General features: G+C 61.1%; 17 protein-coding genes and 1 pseudogene. 10 read left to right on the top strand and 8 right to left on the bottom strand.

What is annotated here, in order from left to right; translation table 11 throughout:
- The first annotated feature begins 92 nt into the window (after positions 1-92).
- Positions 93-1,004, top strand: a complete 912-nt coding sequence (locus tag QLG12_RS20110) for an SDR family oxidoreductase (protein WP_011332507.1) — start codon at positions 93-95, stop codon at positions 1,002-1,004.
- A gap of 44 nt (positions 1,005-1,048) precedes the next feature.
- Here QLG12_RS20110 and QLG12_RS20105 read toward each other — a convergent pair whose 3' ends face one another.
- Together QLG12_RS20105 and QLG12_RS20100 are read right to left on the bottom strand one after the other, a co-directional pair.
- On the bottom strand, positions 1,049-1,306 hold the full coding sequence (locus QLG12_RS20105; protein ID WP_197869721.1) for an immunity protein: 258 nt from the start codon (positions 1,304-1,306) through the stop codon (positions 1,049-1,051).
- Positions 1,303-3,483: an S-type pyocin domain-containing protein gene (locus QLG12_RS20100; protein ID WP_282475125.1), complete on the bottom strand. Its 2,181-nt coding sequence runs from the start codon at positions 3,481-3,483 to the stop codon at positions 1,303-1,305. The genes QLG12_RS20105 and QLG12_RS20100 overlap by 4 nt, the downstream gene beginning before the upstream one ends.
- A 715-nt stretch (positions 3,484-4,198) precedes the next feature.
- On the opposite strand from QLG12_RS20100, the gene QLG12_RS20095 reads away from it, so the two are divergent.
- The 3 genes from QLG12_RS20095 (at position 4,199) to QLG12_RS20085 (ending at position 10,069) form a co-directional block, all read left to right on the top strand.
- A complete protein-coding gene (locus QLG12_RS20095) occupies positions 4,199-5,992 on the top strand; it encodes a DUF1302 domain-containing protein (protein WP_064382498.1) in 1,794 nt (597 codons plus the stop codon).
- A gap of 23 nt (positions 5,993-6,015) precedes the next feature.
- Positions 6,016-7,383, top strand: coding sequence for a DUF1329 domain-containing protein (locus QLG12_RS20090; protein ID WP_197869723.1), 1,368 nt, complete (start codon positions 6,016-6,018; stop codon positions 7,381-7,383).
- 139 nt (positions 7,384-7,522) lie between these two features.
- Positions 7,523-10,069: a LuxR C-terminal-related transcriptional regulator gene (locus tag QLG12_RS20085; protein ID WP_197869724.1), complete on the top strand. Its 2,547-nt coding sequence runs from the start codon at positions 7,523-7,525 to the stop codon at positions 10,067-10,069.
- Positions 10,070-10,073: 4 nt separating this feature from the next.
- Here QLG12_RS20085 and QLG12_RS20080 read toward each other — a convergent pair whose 3' ends face one another.
- A complete protein-coding gene (locus QLG12_RS20080; protein WP_197869725.1) occupies positions 10,074-10,856 on the bottom strand; it encodes an IclR family transcriptional regulator in 783 nt (260 codons plus the stop codon).
- A 163-nt stretch (positions 10,857-11,019) separates the two neighbouring features.
- On the opposite strand from QLG12_RS20080, the gene hmgA reads away from it, so the two are divergent.
- From hmgA to QLG12_RS20060, 4 genes are all read left to right on the top strand, one after another.
- The gene (gene hmgA, locus QLG12_RS20075) at positions 11,020-12,315 is read left to right on the top strand and encodes a homogentisate 1,2-dioxygenase (protein WP_282475124.1); all 1,296 of its coding nucleotides are present in this window, start codon (positions 11,020-11,022) and stop codon (positions 12,313-12,315) included.
- A gap of 3 nt (positions 12,316-12,318) precedes the next feature.
- Positions 12,319-13,623, top strand: coding sequence for a fumarylacetoacetase (gene fahA / locus QLG12_RS20070; RefSeq protein ID WP_282475123.1), 1,305 nt, complete (start codon positions 12,319-12,321; stop codon positions 13,621-13,623).
- A gap of 12 nt (positions 13,624-13,635) precedes the next feature.
- The gene (gene maiA, locus QLG12_RS20065; protein WP_282475122.1) at positions 13,636-14,274 is read left to right on the top strand and encodes a maleylacetoacetate isomerase; all 639 of its coding nucleotides are present in this window, start codon (positions 13,636-13,638) and stop codon (positions 14,272-14,274) included.
- A gap of 81 nt (positions 14,275-14,355) precedes the next feature.
- Positions 14,356-15,753, top strand: a complete 1,398-nt coding sequence (locus QLG12_RS20060; RefSeq protein WP_282475121.1) for an aromatic acid/H+ symport family MFS transporter — start codon at positions 14,356-14,358, stop codon at positions 15,751-15,753.
- Here QLG12_RS20060 and QLG12_RS20055 read toward each other — a convergent pair.
- On the bottom strand, positions 15,677-16,480 hold the full coding sequence (locus QLG12_RS20055; RefSeq protein WP_236193203.1) for a transglutaminase family protein: 804 nt from the start codon (positions 16,478-16,480) through the stop codon (positions 15,677-15,679). The two genes, QLG12_RS20060 and QLG12_RS20055, sit on opposite strands and share 77 nt — an antisense overlap.
- Before the next feature lie 184 nt (positions 16,481-16,664).
- Between QLG12_RS20055 and QLG12_RS20050 the strand changes: the two genes are divergently transcribed.
- Entirely contained in the window at positions 16,665-17,684 is a 1,020-nt protein-coding gene (locus QLG12_RS20050) for a Glu/Leu/Phe/Val dehydrogenase dimerization domain-containing protein (RefSeq protein ID WP_011332519.1), read from the top strand.
- 171 nt (positions 17,685-17,855) lie between these two features.
- On the opposite strand, the pseudogene QLG12_RS20045 reads toward QLG12_RS20050, so the two are convergent.
- Positions 17,856-18,095: pseudogene (locus QLG12_RS20045) on the bottom strand (YebG family protein); the annotation flags it as partial.
- Positions 18,096-18,388: 293 nt separating this feature from the next.
- On the opposite strand from QLG12_RS20045, the gene QLG12_RS20040 reads away from it, so the two are divergent.
- Positions 18,389-18,889, top strand: a complete 501-nt coding sequence (locus tag QLG12_RS20040; protein ID WP_007957255.1) for a phosphate-starvation-inducible PsiE family protein — start codon at positions 18,389-18,391, stop codon at positions 18,887-18,889.
- On the opposite strand, the gene QLG12_RS20035 is transcribed toward QLG12_RS20040, so the two are convergent.
- The 3 genes from QLG12_RS20035 to QLG12_RS20025 form a co-directional block, all read right to left on the bottom strand.
- The gene (locus tag QLG12_RS20035; RefSeq protein WP_197869732.1) at positions 18,886-19,203 is read right to left on the bottom strand and encodes a DUF3509 domain-containing protein; all 318 of its coding nucleotides are present in this window, start codon (positions 19,201-19,203) and stop codon (positions 18,886-18,888) included. The genes QLG12_RS20040 and QLG12_RS20035 overlap by 4 nt on opposite strands.
- Before the next feature lie 199 nt (positions 19,204-19,402).
- Entirely contained in the window at positions 19,403-20,704 is a 1,302-nt protein-coding gene (locus tag QLG12_RS20030) for an HAAAP family serine/threonine permease (RefSeq protein WP_282475120.1), read from the bottom strand.
- Positions 20,705-20,767: 63 nt separating this feature from the next.
- On the bottom strand, positions 20,768-22,144 hold the full coding sequence (locus tag QLG12_RS20025) for an L-serine ammonia-lyase (protein ID WP_236193200.1): 1,377 nt from the start codon (positions 22,142-22,144) through the stop codon (positions 20,768-20,770).
- Between the last annotated feature and the right edge of the window lie 34 nt (positions 22,145-22,178).

Here is a 22,178-nt window from a genome sequence, read left to right as displayed (position 1 = left end):
GCACCATTCAGCCTCAGCCGTTTTCGTTGTGACCGTACGCTCTGTGCCTGACACTCGCAAACACTGTCCTCAGGTCTGCTGGAGTTGCCCCGATGAATGAGTCTGTGCGTTTCGAAGATAAAGTCGTGATCGTCACCGGAGCCGGTGGTGGCCTGGGACGCGCTCACGCTTTGCTGTTCGCCAAACAGGGCGCCAAAGTGCTGGTCAACGACCTCGGCGGCTCGACTCAGGGCGAAGGCGCCAATGCTTCGGCCGCCGACCGCGTGGTGGCGGAAATCCGCGAGGCCGGCGGCATCGCCGAAGCCAACCACGATTCGGTTACCGACGGCGACAAACTGGTACAGAACGCGCTTGATGTGTTCGGTCGCGTCGATGTCGTGGTCAACAACGCCGGGATCCTGCGCGACAAGACCTTCCATAAAATGGAAGACGCCGACTGGGATCTGGTCTATCGGGTCCACGTCGAAGGCGCCTATAAAGTGACCCGCGCCGCCTGGCCCCATCTGCGCGAGCAGAACTACGGCCGGGTGATCTTCACCGCTTCGACCTCGGGCATCTACGGCAACTTCGGCCAGTCCAACTACGGCATGGCCAAACTCGGTCTCTACGGCCTGACCCGCACCCTGGCCATCGAAGGTCGCAAGAACAACATCCTGGTCAACGCCATCGCCCCCACCGGCGGCACCCGCATGACCGAAGGCCTGATTCCGCCGCAGGTGTTCGAACAACTCAAGCCTGAACTGGTCAGCCCGCTGGTGGTGTACCTGGCCAGTGAACAGTGCCAGGAAACCTCGGGCCTGTTCGAAGTCGGCGGCGGCTGGATGGGCAAGGTGCGCTGGGAGCGCAGCCTGGGCGCCGGCTTCGATCCGCGCGTCGGGTTTTCCCCGGAAGACGTCGCGGCGCACTGGCAGCAGATCTGTGATTTCGAAGGCGCGGCGCATCCGAAGGACAACATCGAGGCGCTGAAGGAAATGATGGGGAATCTGCAGAAGTATTCGTTGTAACCCGAAGTGGCCACCAGGTGAGAGCCTGGTGGCCGACTTGCCGATCAGGTGTATCTGTTTTCGATCATGAATTTTGGTGGGGACCAGTTCGGGCCTTTGATCGCTATTGGTCCATCACCGTAGGCGAGCACACCCTCCTCAAAAAGCCTCGCATAGGTTTTCAAAAGCTCACCGTTCCGTATGACTTCATATCGATAGCGGCCAAACATCCTGTCTAACGAGGGAATGGCGGAGCCAAGTGCGAAAACAGTCAGCACATCTTCTACCGTTTCATTTTTGACGATCTGTTCGACGATGCTCACTGTTTGCCTCCTTTTAACAAGTTTTTGAAAAATACTTCGTCTTGTTTATCTGCGGCCTCTATCGCGTCCTTCGTGTAGAGCAAGGCCTCATTATCTTCCAGCTTGAAATCCTCCAATGTTGCAGTGTGCGCGTTGTTCCACATTGGAGATTCTTTGTCAGGTCGGAATACATCACTTAAGCCCAGCGCTCGAAACCGTTCAAGCTCCCTGATCTCATGAGTGTAATAGCGTAGATCCGTATCCGTGGATGCCAGCCGTCCGCTGAGAATTTCTTCTAATCGCTGGATCATAACGTCATTGGCATCTGATTGATCGAGGCGTGCGATATGCAGCTTCACTGCATCGATTCCGGCGCGATTTATGACCGCACTTTGCCAGTCCAGATCAAGTATGGGCCCGCCCGATTTGTTCGGATTGAAAACACGTCCACTGTATTTGCCTCTTAAGAAAGCGCCATCGTAGGGACTGCTGAACACCACAAGCAGCGGCGGCAATCCGGACTCAATCGGAAAGACCGTGATAAACCCGCCAAACCCATACCGATCCAGCTCGGGAAACGGATCGATTCGTCCCTCGTCTGGAACAACTTCAGCACCGTCGTAGACCGGTGGATCGTTATCGGCCAGCGGCAGGTTGGTCGAGGTATCTTGTGGCTGTACCAACGGCGTCCAGGTCAGCGTGGGACCGCTGGTGTCGCTGGCGGTGGAAACGAAGACGTTTTTACTGGCGTCGAAGCGAGCGGCTCTCACGGGAACATGGGCGGGGACTGTCACTCCGTCCGTCGTGACTACGGCGAATTCGACTTTGTCGCCCATCGTCGACGAGCCCAGCCTGACCGGCAGATCGACTGTTCCACCGACGGCCGCCAAGTGTTGAAGATCTGCGTTCAGATCCGGTACGAGGTCTGACAACGGAACGCTGGCCGAATACAGGTCGCTGTTCCCCAGTCTTGAAGGGGCGAGCAACGCCGCGAACCCGACGATCAGCGGTGCGGCAGCGGTGGAGATAGCGGTCAGCGCCAGGGACACCGCGGTTTGAAGCGATGTCCTGAGCGCCAGAGTTGTTGCCAGGTTGTTGCCAAAAACGCCGAGCGGGCCGGTAAAGGTGGGACCCAAAGAGGCCATTGAACCGGCATTGGCAAAGATCGGAGGTTGTCCGGTTTTGGCGTTTTCGGCTTGCCGTTGCGCCTGCTCCCTGGCGATCTTGCGTGCTTTTTTGCGCTGTCTTTTTTGTGCTTTTCGCAACGCCTTCTGCTGTTTTTCCTGACGGGTTTTTTCAGCCAGCTGGAGGCGCTCTTCATTTCGGCGCTGGATATCGGCTTGCGCTTGCTGGCGTGCCTGCTCGGCAGCAATCTGCTGCGCGGCGGCTTGGGCGGCGATTTGTGCCTGCTCGGCTGCCAGCCGTTGCGCTTCAGCCAGCGCAGTCAGGCGCGCTTGCTCACGGGCTTGGATTTCCTGCTGCTCTTTTTGCCGACGCGCAGTTTCTGCCAGTGCTGCGAGTCGTGCCTGTTCATTGATGCGCGCCAGTTCGGCAGCGGCCCTTTGCGCCTCCTGTTGCGCAGCGATGCGTGCCTGATCGCTGGCCTGCACCGAGGCCAGCCAATTGAGCACATTCACATGCTGCTGGTTGAGCATCTGGATCGATTGCGCAAGCAGCCTCGCGTCGTGGGCGGCTCTGTACGACGCCGTCCAGGCCTGCATGGCCAGTCCGCCGGGCATGACTCGCGCTTCCATCGTCGAAGCTTTCCGGTAGAAATCAAGCAGGCTTCGATTGAACGGGTCACCGCCATAAAACAGGTTGGCCAACGCCGTTTTCTGATGCAGCTCGGCGGACTTCCTGAGTATCAGAGTGTTGCGAACGCCCAGCTCCCGAATGATTGCTTCGGCCGGTGGCAACGGATGGGTGGAGCCTTCCAGTCGGGTGGTGGCCAATTCATGTTCGAGGGTCTGAGCCAGCTGGCTGGCACGGGATTGATATTCCTGGGCGTAGGATCTTTTGGTGGCGTCGATCGTGTTCGAGTTGATGATGACGATGTTTTGCGGGCCGAAATCGTGCGGGCCAAACATGCCACTGGGCGGAAGGGTGGCACCGGTCGCCGAGGCAACCGGGATGTGCAACGGCGCTACGGCTGTCGTGTGGACGGCTTCGGTCAACTCCCATGTCGGGGGCTTTTGCATATTCATATCCTTTTGAATGTGCTTGTTCTGAATTTAAACGGGGGGGCATGGAGTCTACGTTTCGCCATTTAAAGTTACATTGGAAATGGCGGACGCGAGTCTGAGATGGGTGTAAGTCATTACATAGGGATGTGAGTGAAGTTTCTCTTCAATGAGAGAACTCTTATTTAAGCTATTCAGCCTGAGAGAAACGTCCTATGCGAACTTGGGAAACGTCTGATTTCAGGAAGTTTAAAAATGCAGGGCACGGGCATTCAGCAACTTTCGATCGCCCATAAAAAAGGCCGCTGCAAACGCAGCGGCCAAGGTAAGACGTTGGATCAAGGAGCTACAAATCAACGTCAGTGAACACCGGGCGATGGACCGAAAAACGCTTCGCTCCATCAGAAATCATTGCCGACGACTCGGTCGCGGGATTCGTGCTTTCCGGCGGTCTGCCGTGAAAGCCCGCTCAGAATAAGGGCTGGCCCCTCGGGGAAAAATAGCGATTCCGGACATGCACTGTTACGGAGCATGTAACAGTGCGGTGCACCGCTTCGTCACTATCCGTTGCGTTGATGGTGGTGCATCCAGCCTGTTCATGGCGCTCGCGAAGCCTTGTCGCAGGCGGGTATTCATCCTTTCGAGCGACAGCATGAATACCTCCTTGGTGCGCTTATCCTCAACGTGGCGCGGCAGTAGGGTGGGGCCTTCTGTCACTCACCGGGGAAGACGCATGACAAAAACAACAATGCGCGCCATCTTCACTCCGCAGGCGCTTGCCGCTGCGGTGGCTTTGGGTTGCTGTGCCCAGGCGCACGCGGTCGCTTTCAATATCGGGGAAATCGAAGGCACGTTCGACTCGTCGCTGTCGGTCGGTGCGAGTTGGGGCATGCGCGATGCCGACAAGTCGCTGGTCGGTACGGTCAACGGCGGGACGGGCCAGTCTTCCACCGGTGATGACGGGCGTTTGAACTTCAAGAAGGGCGAGACCTTTTCCAAGATATTCAAAGGCATCCATGACCTCGAACTGAAGTACGGCGACACCGGTGTGTTCGTGCGCGGCAAGTACTGGTACGACTTCGAACTCAAGGACGAAGACCGCGAGTTCAAACCGATCAGCGACAAGGGCCGCAAGGAGGGCGCGAAGTCTTCGGGCGCGCAGATTCTCGATGCGTTCGTCTATCACAACTATTCCATCGCCGATCTGCCGGGCACGGTTCGCGCCGGCAAACAGGTGGTGAGCTGGGGCGAAAGTACCTTCATCGGCAACTCGATCAACAGCATCAACCCGATCGACGTCTCGGCCTTTCGCCGGCCGGGTGCGGAGATCAAGGAGGGGCTGATTCCGGTGAACATGTTGTTCGCCTCCCAGGGGCTCACCGATCAACTGACGGTCGAGGGCTTCTATCAACTGGAATGGGATCAGACCGTTCTCGACAACTGCGGCACCTTCTTCGGTGTCGACGTGGCGGCGGACGGTTGCAACAACGGCTACACCGTCGGCAGCCCGGCGATCGCTCCGTTGGCGCCGCTGACGGCAGCCTTCGGTCAGCCGATCCAGGTCACCCGCGAAGGTGTGATCGTGCCCCGTGGCGGCGACCGCGATGCGCGGGATTCCGGACAATGGGGTACGGCACTGCGCTGGCTCGGCGATGACACCGAGTACGGCCTCTACTTCATGAACTACCACAGCCGCACGCCGACGGTTGGCACCAGCACCGCTGGCCTGTCGACCCTCGCGGCGCTGCCGGGCATGGTCGGGATCGCCAACCGTCTGGCCCCCGGCAGCGGTTCGGGACTGGCGCAAAGCGTGATGCTCGGGCGCGGTCAGTACTACCTCGAGTACCCGGAAGACATCCGTCTGTACGGTGCAAGTTTCTCCACCACATTGCCAACCGGCACCGCCTGGACCGGCGAGATCAGCTATCGCCCTAACGCGCCGGTGCAGGTCAACACCAACGATTTGACTCTGGCGCTGCTCAATCCGATTGCCGGCGGTGCTGCATCGCCGCTGGTCACCTCGCCCGGTGCCGATAACAAGGGCTACCGGCGCAAGGAAGTGACGCAGATCCAGAGCACGCTGACGCACTTTATCGATCAGGTCTGGGGGGCGCAGCGCCTGACCCTGGTCGGCGAAGCGGCGGTGGTGCGGGTTGGCGGCCTGGAGTCGCGCAGCAAGCTGCGTTACGGCCGCGATTCGGTCTATGGCCAGTACGGTTTCGGCGGTGACACCGACGGTTTTGTCACCTCCACCTCCTGGGGCTATCGCGCCCGGGCGATCCTCGATTACGCCAACGTGATCGGCGGGATCAACCTCAAGCCCAACCTGTCCTGGTCCCACGATGTCGCCGGTTATGGCCCCAACGGTCTGTTCAACGAAGGCGCCAAGGCTGTCAGCGTCGGGGTCGATGCCGACTATCGCAACACCTATACCGCGAGCCTGAGTTACACCGATTTTTTCGGCGGTGACTACAACACCCTTGAAGACCGTGACTTCGTGGCCCTGAGCTTCGGTGTGAACTTCTGATCTGCCCGAGAAGGATGAGTGCAATGCGCAAGATGATTCTGCAATGCGGTGTCCTGGCCCTGAGCCTGCTGGCCGCCAACGTGATCGCGGCGGTGTCGCCGGACGAAGCCAACAAACTCGGCACCAGCCTGACACCGCTGGGGGCCGAGAAGGCCGGCAATGCCGACGGGTCGATTCCGGCCTGGACCGGCGGTATCCCGAAAAACGCCGGGGCGGTCGACAGCAAAGGCTTTCTGGCTGACCCGTTCGCCAGCGAAAAACCGCTGTTCACCATCACCCCCGCCAACGTCGACAAGTACAAGGACAAGCTGTCCGACGGTCAGGTGGCGATGTTCAAGCGCTACCCCGAAACCTACAAGATCCCGGTCTACCCGACCCATCGCACCGTGGCCGTGCCGCCGGAAATCTACGAGTCGGCCAAGCGCAGTGCGCTCAACGTCACCACGATCAACGACGGCAACGGTCTGGCCAATTTCACCGGCAATCGCTACTACGCCTTCCCGATTCCGAAGAATGGCGTTGAGGTTCTGTGGAATCACATCACCCGCTATCACGGCGGCAATCTGCGACGGATCATCACTCAGGTGACCCCGCAGACCAACGGCAGCTACACGCCGATCCGCTTCGAAGAAGAGATCGCGGTGCCGCAACTGATGAAGGATCTCGATCCGGAAAAGGCCGCCAACGTCCTGACCTTTTTCAAACAGTCGGTAACAGCCCCCGCGCGTCTGGCCGGCAACGTGCTGCTGGTGCACGAGACCCTCGATCAGGTGAAAGAGCCGCGACTGGCGTGGATCTACAACGCTGGCCAGCGCCGGGTGCGCCGTGCGCCGCAGGTTGCCTATGACGGGCCGGGCACCGCTGCCGACGGCCTGCGCACCTCCGACAACTTCGACATGTTCTCCGGCGCACCGGATCGCTACGACTGGAAACTGATCGGCAAGAAGGAAATGTACATTCCGTACAACAGCTACAAGCTCGACTCGCCGAGCCTCAAGTACGACGACATCGTCAAGGCCGGGCACATCAACCAGGACCTGACGCGCTATGAACTGCACCGGGTCTGGGAAGTGGTCGGCACAGTCAAACCGAACGAGCGGCACATCTACGCCAAACGGCACATGTACATCGACGAGGACAGCTGGCAGGTGGCGCTGGCCGATCACTACGACGGTCGTGGACAGCTGTGGCGAGTGGCCGAGGGCCATGCTCAGTACTACTACGATCACCAGACCCAGGCCTACACCCTCGAAGCGCTCTACGACATCATCGCCGGCCGGTACATTGCCCTGGGGATGAAGAACGAAGAGAAGCACAGCTTCGAATTCGGCTTTGAAGCCAAAGCCGCCGATTACACTCCGTCAGCCCTGCGCTCGGAGGGCGTTCGGTAAGGGTTTCGATACACAGACTCGGGAAAAGGCGACCGCACGGTCGCCTTTTTTATGGCTGCCAATCAGCGTACTGAATACTCGTCAACAAGCGTCGGTGACAGGGCTAGGGTGAGCGTACAACGATAAGAAGGCGTACCCGATGACCGCCATGACTCACGCTCCGGATCGTCCGGGATTCCTGCCCAGACTTTCAGCTCATCATCTTCCGCGTCCACGTCTGACGGCATCATTGCTTGAGTCTTCGGCACGGGTCAGGCTGATCTGCGCACCGGCCGGCAGCGGCAAGAGCACGCTCTTGAGCGAATGCCTGTTGCAGGCGCCCGCCGAATGTACGGTGTGCTGGCTGCCGCTGGCAGGTCTGTCAATGAGTGTCGCGGCATTTTGCGAGCGGCTGGCGCAGTCCCTGGGAGGGGCGACGGCGGATGAGTCGTCGCTGCTGAACGAGCTGGCGCGCCGATCCTCACCGGTGTGGGTTTTTCTCGACGATTACTGCCGTGTTGAAGAGCCTGCACTGGATGCGCTGCTCGACCGGATGCTGGCGCTCGCCAGTCCCGCCGTCACCTGGTGGATCGGCACCCGTCGACGCCCGCAATGCAACTGGCCGCGCCTGCTGCTCGATGACGCCTTGTACGAGTGTGAAAGCGCGGCGCTGGCGTTGAGTCGCGGCGAGATCGCGCAACTGTTGCGGCACCTGCCGCCAGCCCGGGTCGACGACGTGGCCGGGCGGATCCTCCAGCGCAGCGGGGGGTGGTGCGCCGGGGTGCGGATACTGTTGATGCAAAAATGCGACTGGTTGCAAAAGACCTTGCCGCAGCAACGCATGGACACCTTGCTGGACTACCTGCAACACGAACTGTTCAATGGTTTGAGCCCGGAGCTGGCCGAGGCCTGGCGGGTGTTGGCGCATTTGCCGCGGTTCAACGCCAGCCTGTGCGATCACTTGTTCGGTGCCGGCGAAGGGGCGCAGTGGATGCGCACGCTGCAAACCCTCGGGTGTTTTATCGAACCCTGGCAAGGGTCGCCGGACTGGTTGCAGGTGTGCGCTCCGCTGTCGCGTTTGATGCGTGGTGAACCCTGGTCGGCTGGACGTTCCTGGCATCGCCGGGCCTGTCAGTGGTTTGCCGCCGGACAGCATTGGAAATGCGCCTTCGAACAGGCGTTGCTGGCTGAAGAGTACGAAGTCGCGGTCAGTCTGCTGCAACACTTCAGCTTCGAGCATTTGTTCGAGGAGCAGACGGTCGTGCTGTTGTTGCGTCTCTACGAGCAGCACGGCGAGGAGCTGCTGCTGGGGTCGGCGCAACTGGTCGGCCTGATCACGGCAGCGCTGTTGTTTGCCGGACGCTTTGCTCAAGCGGCGGATTGCATCGGGCAACTGGCGCGTTTTCTACCGCCCCGGTCGGCGGAACAGCAACGGCAACTGATCGCCCGCTGGCAGGCTCAGCAAGGCTGGCTGCTGCATTTGCAAGGGCACATGGACGAGGCGCGCGAGCATTTCGAGCAAGCCTTGAACGAGCTGTCGCCGCAGGCCTGGACGGCGCGCCTGCTGTGTTTGTCGGGCCGCACTCAGCAGGCGTTGTTATGCGGTGAGCTGGACATCGCTCATTCGATCAATCGTGAAGCGCTGTGCCTGGCCCGGGCTGAGGGTTCATTGCTGTTCGAAGCGTTGCTGGAACTTGATCACGCCCAACTGCTGGAGCAACGGGGCGTGTCGGCTCGCGCCGAAGAGTTGCTGGCCAATCTTTGCGAAATGCTCGCGTCCTCCGTCGAGCGACCGACGCCGTTGCTGGGGCGTATCGCCCTGCGGCGCGGGCGGCTGGCATTGAGTATGGGGCAACAAGGCCGGGCGGCTGAATTCTTCCAGCAAGGGCTCGACGACTGCCTGCGCAGCTTTGACAAGCGAGTGCTTTATGGCTTTCTCGGTCAGGCGCAACTGGCCGCCGATCAGGGTGATTATTCTCAGGCATTCATGCGCCTGCGGGATGCCGAACGCTTGATGCAACAGCGGCAGATTCCGGATACGGTTTATCGCGGTGTTCTGTTGCAGGTCAGCAGTGAGTTCTGGTTGCAGCAAGGACGACCCGAACTGGCTCGCGAGGCGCTGAGCCGTGTGCTCAGGCACTATCGCGGCCCATGCGCACGGCAGGCGCCGCCGGCGACATTGGAGCTGATTCCGCGCATCGAGTGTTTGCTGATTCTGGCCGAGATGCGATTGGGTCAGACACAGCAACCGATGACGCATCTGCAGCGTTTGCTCGAGCACGCTCATGCCAATCGGATGGTCGTGCTTGAAGCCGAGTTGCTGTTGGTCATGAGCGAGGTGGCCTGGAAGCTCGATGATCTGGAGTCTGCCCGGGGCTACTTCGACAACGGACGAACGTTGGCCGATCATTTCAACTTGCAGCGTTTGTCGATGAAGTTTGATCAGAAGGCGCTGAACCTATGGCCCGGTTCAACGCTTGCCGCTTCACTCGCTGATGACGGGGACAACGAAGGTTCACTGAGTTTGCGAGAGTCGCAGGTGCTTGGATTGATTGCGTCTGGAAGCTCCAATCAGCAAATTGCGGACACGTTGTTCATCTCGTTGCACACGGTCAAAACGCATGTCCGGCGTATTCACGCAAAACTGGGTGTCGAGCGCAGGACTCACGCCGTAGCGCGGGCGAGAATGCTCGGTTTATGCCGATGAACATTCACGCTGGCTGAAACCCCATCCGCCAACTCACGGCCCGCGTCGCCGCCAGCAATCGCTGCGCCGCCGGGCCGTTTTCGTCGGCGTGGAACAGCGAGGTCGGGCCGACGATGGTCAATACCGCAGCGACCTGTCCGAGGGCGTTGAACACCGGGGCCGACAGGGCATCGACGCCGGGCATCAGCAAGCCGTGGACATGATGCAGACCGCGTGCGCGGATCTGTTCGCACAACGCCGCATAAGCTTTTTCGTCCGCCAGCGGATGGCCGCCGACGGCGATTTCCTGTTCACGCAATTCCTCGGTTTCCCGCTGCGGCAGGTACGCGCCGAAGACCAGGCCGGTGGAGGAACTGAGCAACGGCAATACCGAGCCCAGTTGCGTCACTACCGTCACCGCACGCACCGCCGGCTCGATGTGCACCACGGTCGCGCCCTGATTGCCCCACACCGCGAGGAAACAGGTTTCGTTGAGTTCGTCGCGCAACTCGGCCAACGGCAGGGCGGCGACTTTCAGCACGTCCATACTGTTGAGTGCGGCCAGGCCCACGCGCAGCGCTTCGCGGCCGAGGCCGTAATGGTTGGTGGCGGTGTTCTGTTCGGCGAAACCGCTGGCGATCAACGCCTGCAGATAACGGTGCACCTTGCTCGCCGGCATCTGCACGTGTTCGGCCAGACGCGACAGCGAAGTGGACGGCGACAACTCGGCCAGGGCCTTGAGGATGTCGGTGCCGACTTCGGCGGAGCGGACTTTCTGTTTGCCGTTGCTGTCGCTGGTTTTTTCCATGGTGCTGCCGTGTCCCGGAACGAATGGGCGTCTTTATAGCTTGACGCTGGATAGCGAGCAAATTACGTTATGCGTAATTGAATTACGATAAAAATAACCCCGGCGTGCCAAGACCTCTGATCCAGAGCGTCGGGCCATGCCGACGCCCTGTTCAGGAGGCTCCATGAACCTCGATTCAGCCCTGGCTTACCAGTCCGGTTTCGGCAACGAATTCAGCTCCGAAGCGTTGCCCGGCGCACTGCCCGTAGGCCAGAACTCCCCGCAGAAAGCCCCGTACGGGCTGTACACCGAACTGTTCTCCGGCACCGCGTTCACCATGACCCGCAGTGAAGCGCGGCGTACGTGGATGTACCGGATCCAGCCGTCGGCCAATCACCCGGCGTTCGTCAAACTGGAGCGGCAACTGGCGGGCGGCCTGTTGGGTGAAGTGACCCCCAATCGCTTGCGCTGGAACCCGCTGGACCTCCCGACCGAACCGACCGATTTCGTCGACGGTCTGGTCAGCATGGCGGCCAACTCCTCCGCCGAAAAACCGGCCGGCATCAGCATCTATCACTATGGCGCCAACCGTTCGATGGAGCGCGTTTTCTTCAACGCCGACGGCGAACTGCTGCTGGTGCCGCAACTGGGGCGTTTGCGTATTGCCACCGAACTGGGTGTGCTGGAAGTGGCGCCGCTGGAAATCGCCGTGCTGCCACGGGGCCTGAAATTCCGGGTCGAACTGCTCGACCCGCAGGCACGCGGCTACGTCGCCGAGAACCATGGCGCACCCCTGCGCCTGCCGGACCTGGGGCCGATCGGCAGCAACGGCCTGGCCAATCCACGGGACTTCCTGACCCCGGTCGCCGCCTACGAAAACCTGCAACAACCGACCACCCTGGTGCAGAAATTCCTCGGCCAGTTGTGGGGCACCGAACTCAATCACTCGCCGCTGAACGTGGTCGCCTGGCATGGCAACAACGTGCCGTACAAATATGACCTGCGCCGCTTCAACACCATCGGCACCGTCAGTTTCGACCACCCGGACCCGTCGATCTTCACCGTGCTGACCTCGCCGACCAGCGTCCACGGTCTGGCCAACCTCGATTTCGTGATCTTCCCGCCGCGCTGGATGGTGGCCGAGAACACCTTCCGTCCGCCGTGGTTCCACCGCAACCTGATGAATGAATTCATGGGCCTGATCCAGGGCGAATACGACGCCAAGGCCGAAGGTTTCGTGCCCGGCGGCGCGTCCCTGCACAGCTGCATGAGCGCCCACGGCCCGGACGGCGAGACCTGCACCAAAGCCATCAACGCGGACCTCAAACCGGCGAAGATCGACAACACCATGGCCTTCATGTTCGAGACCAGCCAGGTGCTGCGCCCAAGCCGCTTCGCCCTCGACTGCCCGCAACTGCAATCCACTTACGACGCTTGCTGGGCCACGCTGCCCGCCACGTTCGACCCGACCCGGAGATAACCCATGACGCAGAATTCCATCACCCGCAGTTGGGTCGCTTCGGCCAACGGCCACGCGGATTTTCCTTTGCAGAACCTGCCGCTGGGCGTGTTCAGCACCAACGGCTCGGCACCGCGCGCCGGCGTGGCGATTGGCGAACACATCTTCGATCTGCAAGTGGCGTTGGAGTCCGGTCTGTTCGACGGCGCCGCGCGCAGTGCAGTCGAAGCCATGCACGGCGGTCAGTTGAACGCCTTCTTCGAACTCGGCCGCAACGCTCGTGTTGCCTTGCGTGAACGTCTGCTGGAACTGTTCAGCGAAGGCAGCACTCACCGCGGCAACATTGAAGCCCAAGGCGCAAAACTGCTGCCACTGGCCGCCGATTGCCAGTTGCACCTGCCGGCGCGCATCAGTGACTACACGGACTTCTACGTCGGCATCGAACACGCGCAGAACGTCGGCAAACTGTTCCGTCCGGACAACCCGTTGCTGCCGAACTACAAACACGTGCCGATCGGCTACCACGGTCGCGCGTCCACTGTGCGCGCTTCCGGTGCCGACGTGCGCCGTCCGAAAGGCCAGACCCTGCCGGCCGGTGCAAGCGAGCCGACCTTCGGCCCGTGCGCACGGCTGGACTATGAGCTGGAACTGGGGATCTGGATCGGTCAGGGCAACGAGATGGGCGAGCCGATCGCCATCGGTGACGCCGCTGAACACATCGCCGGTTTCTGCCTGCTCAACGACTGGTCGGCCCGTGACATCCAGGCCTGGGAATACCAGCCGCTCGGCCCGTTCCTGTCCAAGAGCTTTATCACCAGCGTTTCGCCATGGGTGGTGACCGCCGAAGCGCTGGCGCCGTTCCGCATCGCGCAACCGGCGCGTCCGCAGGGCGATCCGCAGCCGCTGCCGTACCTGCTCGACAAGCGCGATCAGGAGGGTGGTGGTTTCGACATCGAGCTGGAAGTGCTGCTGCTTACCGAGAAAATGCGCGAGCAGAACCTGCCGGCCCATCGCCTGACCCTGAGCAACACCCGCTACATGTACTGGACCGTTGCGCAAATGGTTGCGCACCACAGCGTCAACGGTTGCCAGTTGCAGGCCGGTGACCTGTTCGGTTCGGGCACCTTGTCCGGGCCGGAAAACGGTCAGTTCGGCAGCCTGCTGGAAATCACAGAGGGCGGCAAAAAGCCGATCGAACTGGCTTCCGGCGAAGTGCGCAAATTCCTTGAGGACGGCGACGAAATCATCCTGCGCGCCCGCTGCGCCCGCGAAGGTTTTGCCTCGATCGGTTTCGGCGAATGCCGTGGCACCGTGCTGGCGGCACGCTGACAGGAGCGGCTCATGGATCTCTACACCTATTACCGTTCCACCTCGTCGTACCGGGTGCGGATCGCGCTGGCGCTCAAGGGCCTCGACTATCAGGCGTTGCCGGTCAACCTGATTGCACCGCCCGGTGGCGAGCATCGGCAACCGGCGTTCCTGGCGGTCAATCCCCAGGGCCGGGTGCCGGCGCTGCGCACTGACGAAGGCAAGTTGCTGATTCAGTCGCCGGCGATCATCGAGTATCTGGAGGAACGTTATCCACAGGTGCCGTTGCTCCCCGAAGACCTCGTTGCCCGCGCCCAGGTGCGCGGTGTGGCGGCGGTGATCGGCTGCGACGTGCATCCGCTGCACAACGTCAGTGTGCTCAATCGCCTGCGCGGTCTGGGGCATGACGAGCCGCAGGTCAACGAGTGGATCGGCCACTGGATCAGCCAGGGGCTGGCGACGGTGGAGCAGTTGATCGGCGACAGCGGCTTCTGCTTTGGCGAGTGGCCGTGTGTGGCGGACGTGTACCTGATTCCGCAGTTGTACGCGGCCGAGCGTTTCAATGTTTCGCTGGAGGCGTATCCACGGATTCGTCGGGTGGCTGCGCTGGCCGCTGAACATCCAGCGTTCATTGCGGCGCATCCGGCGAACCAGCCGGACACGCCGAAGTAGCATTTGATGGCTCCTGTGCAGCGCACGGGAGCCATTCCGGTTACCCGCAAAAAATCATAAAAACAAAACAGGTACTTTGCGATGCACAACCAGATTGCCAGCTTTCGGGCGGCACTCGACGCCCGTCCTGTGTCCCGCTTTCAGTGGTTGCTCCTGATTCTTCTCGCCTTGCTGCTGGTCACCGACGGCTATGACGCCCAGGTACTCGGTTACGTAGTGCCGGCGCTGGCGCAGGACTGGGGCCTGGAAAAATCCGCATTCGGTCCGGTATTCAGCGCCAACCTTCTGGGCCTGACCCTCGGCTCGCTCGCTGTGACGCCGCTGGCCGACCGCTTCGGCGTTCGACGGATTCTGCTCGCCTGCGTGCTGATCTACGCCAGCCTCACCGTGCTGATGGTGTTCGCCGATTCCCTGAATACCCTGATGATCGCGCGTTTCATCTGCGGCATCGGCATGGGCGGCGCAATGCCCAGCGCCATGGCGTTGATGTCGGAATATTCACCGCCACGCCTGCGCACGCTGATGGTGACGCTGGCGGCCTGCGGCTTCTCTTTCGGCGGTGCGGCGGGTGGTTTTGTTGCGGCCGGTTTCATCGACCGGTTCGGTTGGCAAGCAGTGTTCCTCGCCGGCGGTGTCACGCCGTTGCTGTTGTTCCCGTTTCTCTGGTGGATGCTTCCGGAATCCTTGCCACGTCTGCTGCGTGACGCGCCGCCGTATGCGCGCCTGCGCAAGGTTACCGCGCGGATGCTGCCGGACTGGCAACCACCCGCCGCGTCGGTCGAGCAGAACGCGCGCGAGCAGGGCAGCAAACTGACCGTGGTGGAGTTGTTCCGCAATGGTTACGCACGTCCGACCTTGCTGATCTGGGCGACGTTCTTCGTCAGCCTGATCCTGCTGTATTTCATGATCAGTTGGCTGCCGTCGTTGCTGCTCGAAAGCGGGCTGAAACTCAATGAAGCGAACCTGGTGACGTCGATGTTCCTGTTCGCCGGCACGCTCGGCGCGATCTGCATGGCGTGGTTCGCCGACCGCTTGAAAAGCAAGGTGCGACTGCTGTCCGGCGTGTTGGCCGGCGCGGCGGTGTGCACGATCCTGCTGGGCCTGAATCACGACAACCCGCGTTATCTGGTGGCCTGTGTGTTTGCGGCGGGCTTCTGCATCATTGGCGGGCAACTGACGCTCAACGCGTTCGCCAGCAATTTCTATCCGGCGCACGTGCGTGCCACCGGCACCGGCTGGGCGTTGGGAGTAGGGCGGTTCGGCTCGATTCTCGGGCCGTTGTTCGGCAGCCTGTTGCTGGCGATGCACATTCCGGTGGAGCAGATTTTCTTCTTCTGCGCGATTCCGGCGGTGATTGCGGCGTTGCTGATCATTCAGGTGCGTTCGCCAGTGACTGCGCCGCTCAGTGGACAACCGCGTTCGGTGGCAGATGGCCCAGCCGTTCCGTCAGGCGAAGTCGCTGAATCGGGTCGTCGCTGAGTAATAGCGCGTGCTCCAGATCGAAACGCTCGGCGTTCGGGCAATCGAGACGCTGGTACAGACTGGCCCGCGCCAGGTAGTCGGCGGCGCTGGCGTTGCCCAGCTCGAGCACGCGCTCGGCATCGATCAGCGCGGCGATGAAGTCGTCGTGGGTCAGGTGCAACTGGCGCAGGTTGCGTGACAGGCGCTGAAGCATCTGCACCGGTTCGGCAGTCAGCAGGTGATCGGCGCTGAGTTTCATCTGGTGGCCGTACTGGCGATGCAGCAGTTCGCGGCAATCGTTCGGATACAGACGCCGCCCACCGCATGGATCGAGCAGGTGATCGGCCCCGGGAACCTTGAGCAGGAAATGCCCGGGGAAGTTGACGCCCACCAATGGAATCTCCAGACCACGGGCCAGTTCCAGAGCGATCAGTGCCAGCGCCAGCGGCTGGCCGCGTTTGGTCTGTATGACTTTGTGCACCATCGCCGCCTGCGGACGCAGCGGTACGAAATCATCCTGGGCAAACCCCAGATCGGCCATGCGTCGCAGCAGCGGTTGCGCCAGCTCGCTGACCGGCAGCAACGGCAAGCCATAGCTGACCCGCTGTTGCAGTTCCTTGAAGTCCTGCAACAGCGCTTCGGGATCGGCTTGTTTGTCGTGTTCGGCGGCCATCCACAACGCCGCTTCGAACAGCGCGGGCGGTGAGCGGTGCAGACAATCGAAGAAACGTTGGCGCGGACTCATCTCAATCTCCGGGGTATGCCTCGTTTTAGCCCCGTCTTTGCCATTCGTCCAGTGCCGGGCCGCGCTGCCATCGGGTTATGCCGCAACGCATGGGTCGCTGTCGGGGCTTATTCCCGTGCGCTTCAGCAATTTTCGGGCGCAAGCCTATACTGGCGTCTACCAGAAGTGATTCGGGAGCCTGCCGATGTTCGCTCTCATGCAAAGCACTCGCCTGGAATCGCTGCACCTTAGCGTTGATCCGGTGTCCGGATTGAAGGCGGTCATTGCCATCCATAACAGTCGCCTCGGGCCAGCCCTGGGCGGGTGTCGTTATCTTGCCTACCCGAACGATGAATCCGCAGTCGAGGACGCCATACGCCTGGCCCAGGGCATGAGCTACAAGGCCGCATTGGCCGGCCTCGCCCAAGGCGGCGGGGTGGCCGTGATCGTGCGGCCGGCCCACGTGGAAAACCGCGCCGCACTGTTCGAGGCCTTTGGGCGTTGCATCGATCAGCTCGACGGGCGCTACATCACCGCCATCGACAGCGGCACTTCGGTGGCGGACATGGATTGCATCGCCCAGCAGACCCAGCATGTCACCAGTACCACCTCGGCCGGCGACCCGGCGCCTCACGCGGCGATGGGTGTGTTCACCGGCATTCGCGCCACTGCGATGGCACGGCTCGGTAGCGACAACCTCGAAGGCTTGCGCGTGGCGATTCAGGGGTTGGGCAATGTTGGTTATGCCTTGGCCGAACAGTTGCACGCCGCCGGCGCCGAACTGCTGGTCAGCGACATCGACCACGGCAAGGTGCAACTGGCGATGGAACAACTCAACGCCCATCCGATCGCCAACGACGCGCTGCTCAGCACGCCATGCGACATTCTCGCGCCGTGCGGTTTGGGCGGTGTGCTCAACAGCCACACGGTCACCCAGTTGCGCTGCTCGGCGGTGGCGGGCTCGGCCAACAATCAGCTGACCCATCTGGACGTTGCCGATCAACTGGAACGGCGCGGCATCCTGTATGCGCCGGATTACGTGATCAATGCCGGCGGGCTGATCTACGTTTCCCTCAAGCATCGGGGCGAAGAGCTGACGACCATCACTGCGCATCTGTCGAAGATCAGCTCGCGCCTGACCGAAGTGTTTGCTCACGCCCAGGCGGAAAAACGATCACCCGCGCGGGTGGCGGATGAGCTGGCAGAGAAAGTCTTGTACCGCTGAGGTTTGTCGGGGCATGAAAAAGCCTCTGAGTCTTTCAACTCAGGGGCTATTCAATTCAAGTGTCGCTTACTTCGCAGCCTTCGCCGCTTTTGCAGGTTTGGCTGGCGCTTCTGCCGGTTCTGCCACTTCGGCCACTTCGGTTGCCACAACCGGTGCAGCCGGTGCGTTGATCAGTTCCGACAGGGCATCGGGCTGGCTCTTGAACGCCCGGGCAAACACATCGCGGTTCTTCGCCATGAAGATCCCGACTTCTTCCACTTGCTGCTCGCTCAACGATGGAACGGCTTTTTCCAGCACTTCGGCCAACAGTTCGGCCAGTTCGAGCATTTTGTCATGACGGTCAGCTTCGGCTTTATCCATGAACAAGCGCTCCAGATCTCGGCTGCTGCGGTATACCACTTCGACGGCCATTCACCACCTCACATGCCTTCACATTAAGTTGTCTTTGCGACTACTGTATTTATATACAGCGAAAAGGATAAGCGAATCCCTGCGCTTTGGGTAGTGGCTTTTCAATGTAGACCGGATTCGGATTTTGTCAGCCCGACGCCTGCGCACAGGTGCGACCAAACGCCACGGCGCGGGTTTCGCGGCGGCTCGCCATGATGGCGTGGCCTCTTTTCTGCATGCATCTGCGTACGTGCGCAATAACCGTCACGTCCAGCAAGCAACATCCGCTCGAACCGGGCTAAGGAACCTTCATCGTGAAAATCAACTGGGCCGAGAAACTGCGGCAAAACGTGCATCAACTGGCCGAGTCCCTGGGCAACCTGTTCGTCGAGACCTTCCATTACCTGGCGCTGTTCGCCATTGGTGCGGTAACCGCCTGGGCGGCGGTGATGGAATTTCTCGGGATGCTCGAGGAAGGGCACATCAAGATCGATGACATTCTGTTGCTGTTCATCTATCTGGAACTGGGGGCGATGGTCGGGATTTATTTCAAGACCAACCATATGCCGGTGCGCTTCCTGATCTACGTGGCGATCACGGCACTGACGCGCCTGCTGATCTCCAACGTCTCGCACCACAATCCGCCGGATATGGGCATCATTTACCTGTGCGGCGGGATTCTGCTGCTGGCGTTCTCGATCCTGGTGGTGCGTTACGCCTCGTCGCAATTCCCTTCGGTGAAAATCGAGAACCCGCACCGCAAGATCGGCACGGGCTCCAGTGAACATCCGGAAGTGGAGAAGGGCGAACTCTAAAGACCGGCGGTTGGCCGGGCCTGGTGCTTGACCTGGCGCGGTGGCGGAGTGATTGCGTCACCGCGTGTCATGGCGTCCAGTACCGCCATGGCGCTGTGGCCCTGCTCGATGGCGATGCCGAACTGAATGCTTTGCACCAGGCGCTTGAGGCGCTTGGGGTCGTTGCGCTGTTCGGCGCTGATCATCCGTTTGGCGACGATCCGCCCGCTTTTGGAGAGGGTCAGCATGATGCTGCCGTCGAGCCCCTGAATGCTCAGGTTGATCTGATAGTCCGGCGCGAAGGCATCGGTAATGATCTGAAAAGGATTGTCCATGATGCGTCACCGCCTGATTGAACGTGCAGTTGTTGACCGGCCTTGATCGGGTTGGTTCGCCAAACCTGACCATCGGCCTTTCCGTGGTCCTGTCTCCTTCAGTGATGTAGCAAGGGACATGCCGGGAATATTGTCGAACAATGAAACCGGCCAAAAAGAAGGCGAGCACCTGGCTCGCCTTCTTCGTTTGCGGCCCGTTTCAGGGCAGAACCGAGTAGATGATCGCTGACAGTGCAATCAGGCCGATCAGCACCACGAACACGTTCGACACCTGGCCCGAATACTGGCGCAAGGCCGGCACGCGGCGGATCGCGTACATCGGCATCAGGAACAACAGGCAGGCAATCACCGGCCCGCCGAGGGTTTCGATCATGCCGAGGATGCTCGGATTGAAGGTTGCCACGGCCCAGCAGCTGAGGATCATGAACAGCGCGGTCGCACGGTTCAGCCAGCTCGCCGACATCACCCGGCCACGGCTGCGCAGGCTTTTGACGATCATGCCCTGGAAGCCTTCGCTGGCGCCGATGTAGTGGCCGAGGAAGGATTTGGTGATCGCCACCAGCGCAATCAATGGCGCGGCGTAAGCGATGACCGGGGTCTGGAAGTGGTTGGCCAGGTACGACAGGATCGAAATGTTCTGCGCCTTGGCCGTTGCCAGGTCCGCCGGCGACAGCGCCAGCACGCAGCTGAAGCAGAAGAACATCACCGTGACGACCATCATGCCGTGGGCCATGGCGAGGATGCCGCTGCTCTTGCGTTCGGCCTGCTCGCCGTAGCGCTGTTTCTGCTCGACGGCGAACGCAGAGATGATTGGCGAATGGTTGAACGAGAACACCATCACCGGGATCGCCAGCCACAGGGTCTTGAGGAACACCGACATTTCCATCGGTTCTTGAGCGCTGGCGAAGAATGCGCCGTTCCAGTTCGGAATCAGGCTGATGCCGAGCAACAGCAACGCGGCGACGAACGGATACACCAGCACACTCATGGCTTTGACGATCACGCTCTGGCCGCAACGGACGATGGCCATCAGACCGAGGATCAGCGCCAGCGACAGCACCGCGCGCGGTGGCGGGGCGATGTGCAACTGGTGTTCGAGGAAGCTGCCGAGGGTGTTGGTCAGCGCCACGCTGTACACCAGCAGGATCGGGAAGATTGCGAAGAAATACAGCAGCGTAATCAGTTTGCCGGCGCCGATGCCGAAGTGTTCCTCCACCACTTCGGTGATGTCACCGGAGCGGCCCGAGAGCACGAAGCGGGTGAGGCCACGGTGCGCGAAGAAGGTCATCGGGAAAGCCAGCAACGCCAGGATCAGCAACGGCCAGAAGCCGCCGACACCGGCGTTGATCGGCAGGAACAGGGTGCCGGCGCCAATGGCGGTGCCATACAGGCCGAGCATCCAGGTGGTGTCGAATTTGCTCCAGCCCTTGTGGGCGGTTTCGTTATTGCGTGTGCGGTCTACAGCGGGATTTTCGGCAGCAGGTGTGCGTACATCGGTCATCGTTTTTGCCTCGTTATTATTCTTGCTCGGGCTCACGTGTTACGGGCGGTCAGGGAGCGCTCCTCAGCACTCCACCCAGCTCACGGCCAGGCCGCCCCGTGAAGTCTCTTTGTATTTGTCATGCATGTCGGCGCCGGTATCGCGCATGGTGCGGATCACCCGGTCGAGGGAAATGAAGTGTTTGCCGTCGCCGCGCAGGGCCATTTGCGTGGCGTTGATCGCCTTCACCGCAGCGATGGCATTGCGCTCGATGCACGGCACCTGCACCAGTCCGCCGACCGGGTCGCAGGTCAGGCCGAGGTTGTGTTCCAGGCCGATTTCGGCGGCGTTTTCCAGTTGCTCCGGGGTGGCGCCGAGCACATCTGCGAGACCCGCAGCGGCCATCGCACAGGCAGAGCCGACTTCGCCCTGGCAGCCGACTTCGGCGCCGGAGATCGAGGCGTTTTTCTTGCACAGTATGCCGACCGCTGCAGCGCCCAGAAAGAACGCGACCACGTCGTCGTCGGACGCGTCCGGATTGAATTTCATGTAGTAGTGCAGAACGGCGGGAATGATCCCGGCAGCGCCGTTGGTCGGCGCGGTGACCATGCGCCCGCCGGCAGCGTTTTCTTCGTTGACGGCGAGGGCGAACAGGTTGACCCACTCCATCGCCGACAGGGTCGAGCTGATGACATTCGGCTTGCCGATTTCCAGCAGGCTGCGGTGCAATTTCGCCGCGCGACGCGGAACGTTCAGACCGCCGGGCAGAATGCCTTCGTGACGCAGGCCTTGCTCGACACACTCGCGCATTACCGACCAGATGTGCAGCAGGCCCTGACGGATCTCGGCGTCGCTGCGCCAGGCCCGTTCGTTGGCCATCATCAGTTCGGAAACCCGCAGGTTGTGCTGCTTGCACAGCGCCAGCAGCTCGACGGCACTGGAGAATTCGTAAGGCAACTCGACGTCGCCGGCCGGCGCTGCACCGGATTCGGCTTCGGCCGCTTCGATGATGAAACCGCCGCCGACCGAGTAGTACGTCTGCTCGAACAGTTGGCCGGACGCGCCAAAGGCTGTCAGCGACATGGCGTTGGGGTGGTAGGGCAGGCTCTCGTCCAGCAGCAGGAGATCGTGCTGCCAGTTGAAGGCAATTGAACGTTTACCGGCCAGAGACAGTTGGCCGGTTTCGCGCAGTTGCTGGATACGAGGCTCGATGGTCGATGGATCGATGCTGTCCGGCCATTCGCCCATCAGGCCCATGACCGTTGCGCGGTCAGTGGCATGGCCGACGCCGGTGGCCGAAAGCGAGCCGTACAAACGGACTTCCACCCGTTGCACATCGTTCAGCAAATGCTGGTCGATCAGCGCCTGGGCGAAGGTCGCGGCGGCGCGCATCGGGCCGACGGTGTGGGAACTGGACGGGCCGATGCCGACTTTGAATAGATCGAAAACACTGATAGCCATGCTAAACCCTTACAAGCAATGGAGTAGGAATCGC

Origin of the sequence: Pseudomonas sp. V88_4 (assembly GCF_029967985.1) — a bacterium.
GTDB lineage: Bacteria > Pseudomonadota > Gammaproteobacteria > Pseudomonadales > Pseudomonadaceae > Aquipseudomonas > Aquipseudomonas glycinae.
Note: the sequence above shows the minus strand (reverse complement) of the source record. Positions and strands in the feature narration are given on the sequence as shown.

Coding starts and splice junctions, on each gene's coding strand:
- QLG12_RS20050 (WP_011332519.1), top strand. CDS start 16,665: ATGTTCGCTCTCATGCAAAGCACTCGCCTGGAATCGCTGCACCTTAGC.
- maiA (WP_282475122.1), top strand. CDS start 13,636: ATGGATCTCTACACCTATTACCGTTCCACCTCGTCGTACCGGGTGCGG.
- QLG12_RS20080 (WP_197869725.1), bottom strand. CDS start 10,856: ATGGAAAAAACCAGCGACAGCAACGGCAAACAGAAAGTCCGCTCCGCC.
- QLG12_RS20110 (WP_011332507.1), top strand. CDS start 93: ATGAATGAGTCTGTGCGTTTCGAAGATAAAGTCGTGATCGTCACCGGA.
- QLG12_RS20090 (WP_197869723.1), top strand. CDS start 6,016: ATGCGCAAGATGATTCTGCAATGCGGTGTCCTGGCCCTGAGCCTGCTG.
- hmgA (WP_282475124.1), top strand. CDS start 11,020: ATGAACCTCGATTCAGCCCTGGCTTACCAGTCCGGTTTCGGCAACGAA.
- QLG12_RS20030 (WP_282475120.1), bottom strand. CDS start 20,704: ATGACCGATGTACGCACACCTGCTGCCGAAAATCCCGCTGTAGACCGC.
- QLG12_RS20100 (WP_282475125.1), bottom strand. CDS start 3,483: ATGCAAAAGCCCCCGACATGGGAGTTGACCGAAGCCGTCCACACGACA.
- QLG12_RS20055 (WP_236193203.1), bottom strand. CDS start 16,480: ATGAGTCCGCGCCAACGTTTCTTCGATTGTCTGCACCGCTCACCGCCC.
- QLG12_RS20035 (WP_197869732.1), bottom strand. CDS start 19,203: ATGGACAATCCTTTTCAGATCATTACCGATGCCTTCGCGCCGGACTAT.
- QLG12_RS20025 (WP_236193200.1), bottom strand. CDS start 22,144: ATGGCTATCAGTGTTTTCGATCTATTCAAAGTCGGCATCGGCCCGTCC.
- fahA (WP_282475123.1), top strand. CDS start 12,319: ATGACGCAGAATTCCATCACCCGCAGTTGGGTCGCTTCGGCCAACGGC.
- QLG12_RS20095 (WP_064382498.1), top strand. CDS start 4,199: ATGACAAAAACAACAATGCGCGCCATCTTCACTCCGCAGGCGCTTGCC.
- QLG12_RS20085 (WP_197869724.1), top strand. CDS start 7,523: ATGACCGCCATGACTCACGCTCCGGATCGTCCGGGATTCCTGCCCAGA.
- QLG12_RS20060 (WP_282475121.1), top strand. CDS start 14,356: ATGCACAACCAGATTGCCAGCTTTCGGGCGGCACTCGACGCCCGTCCT.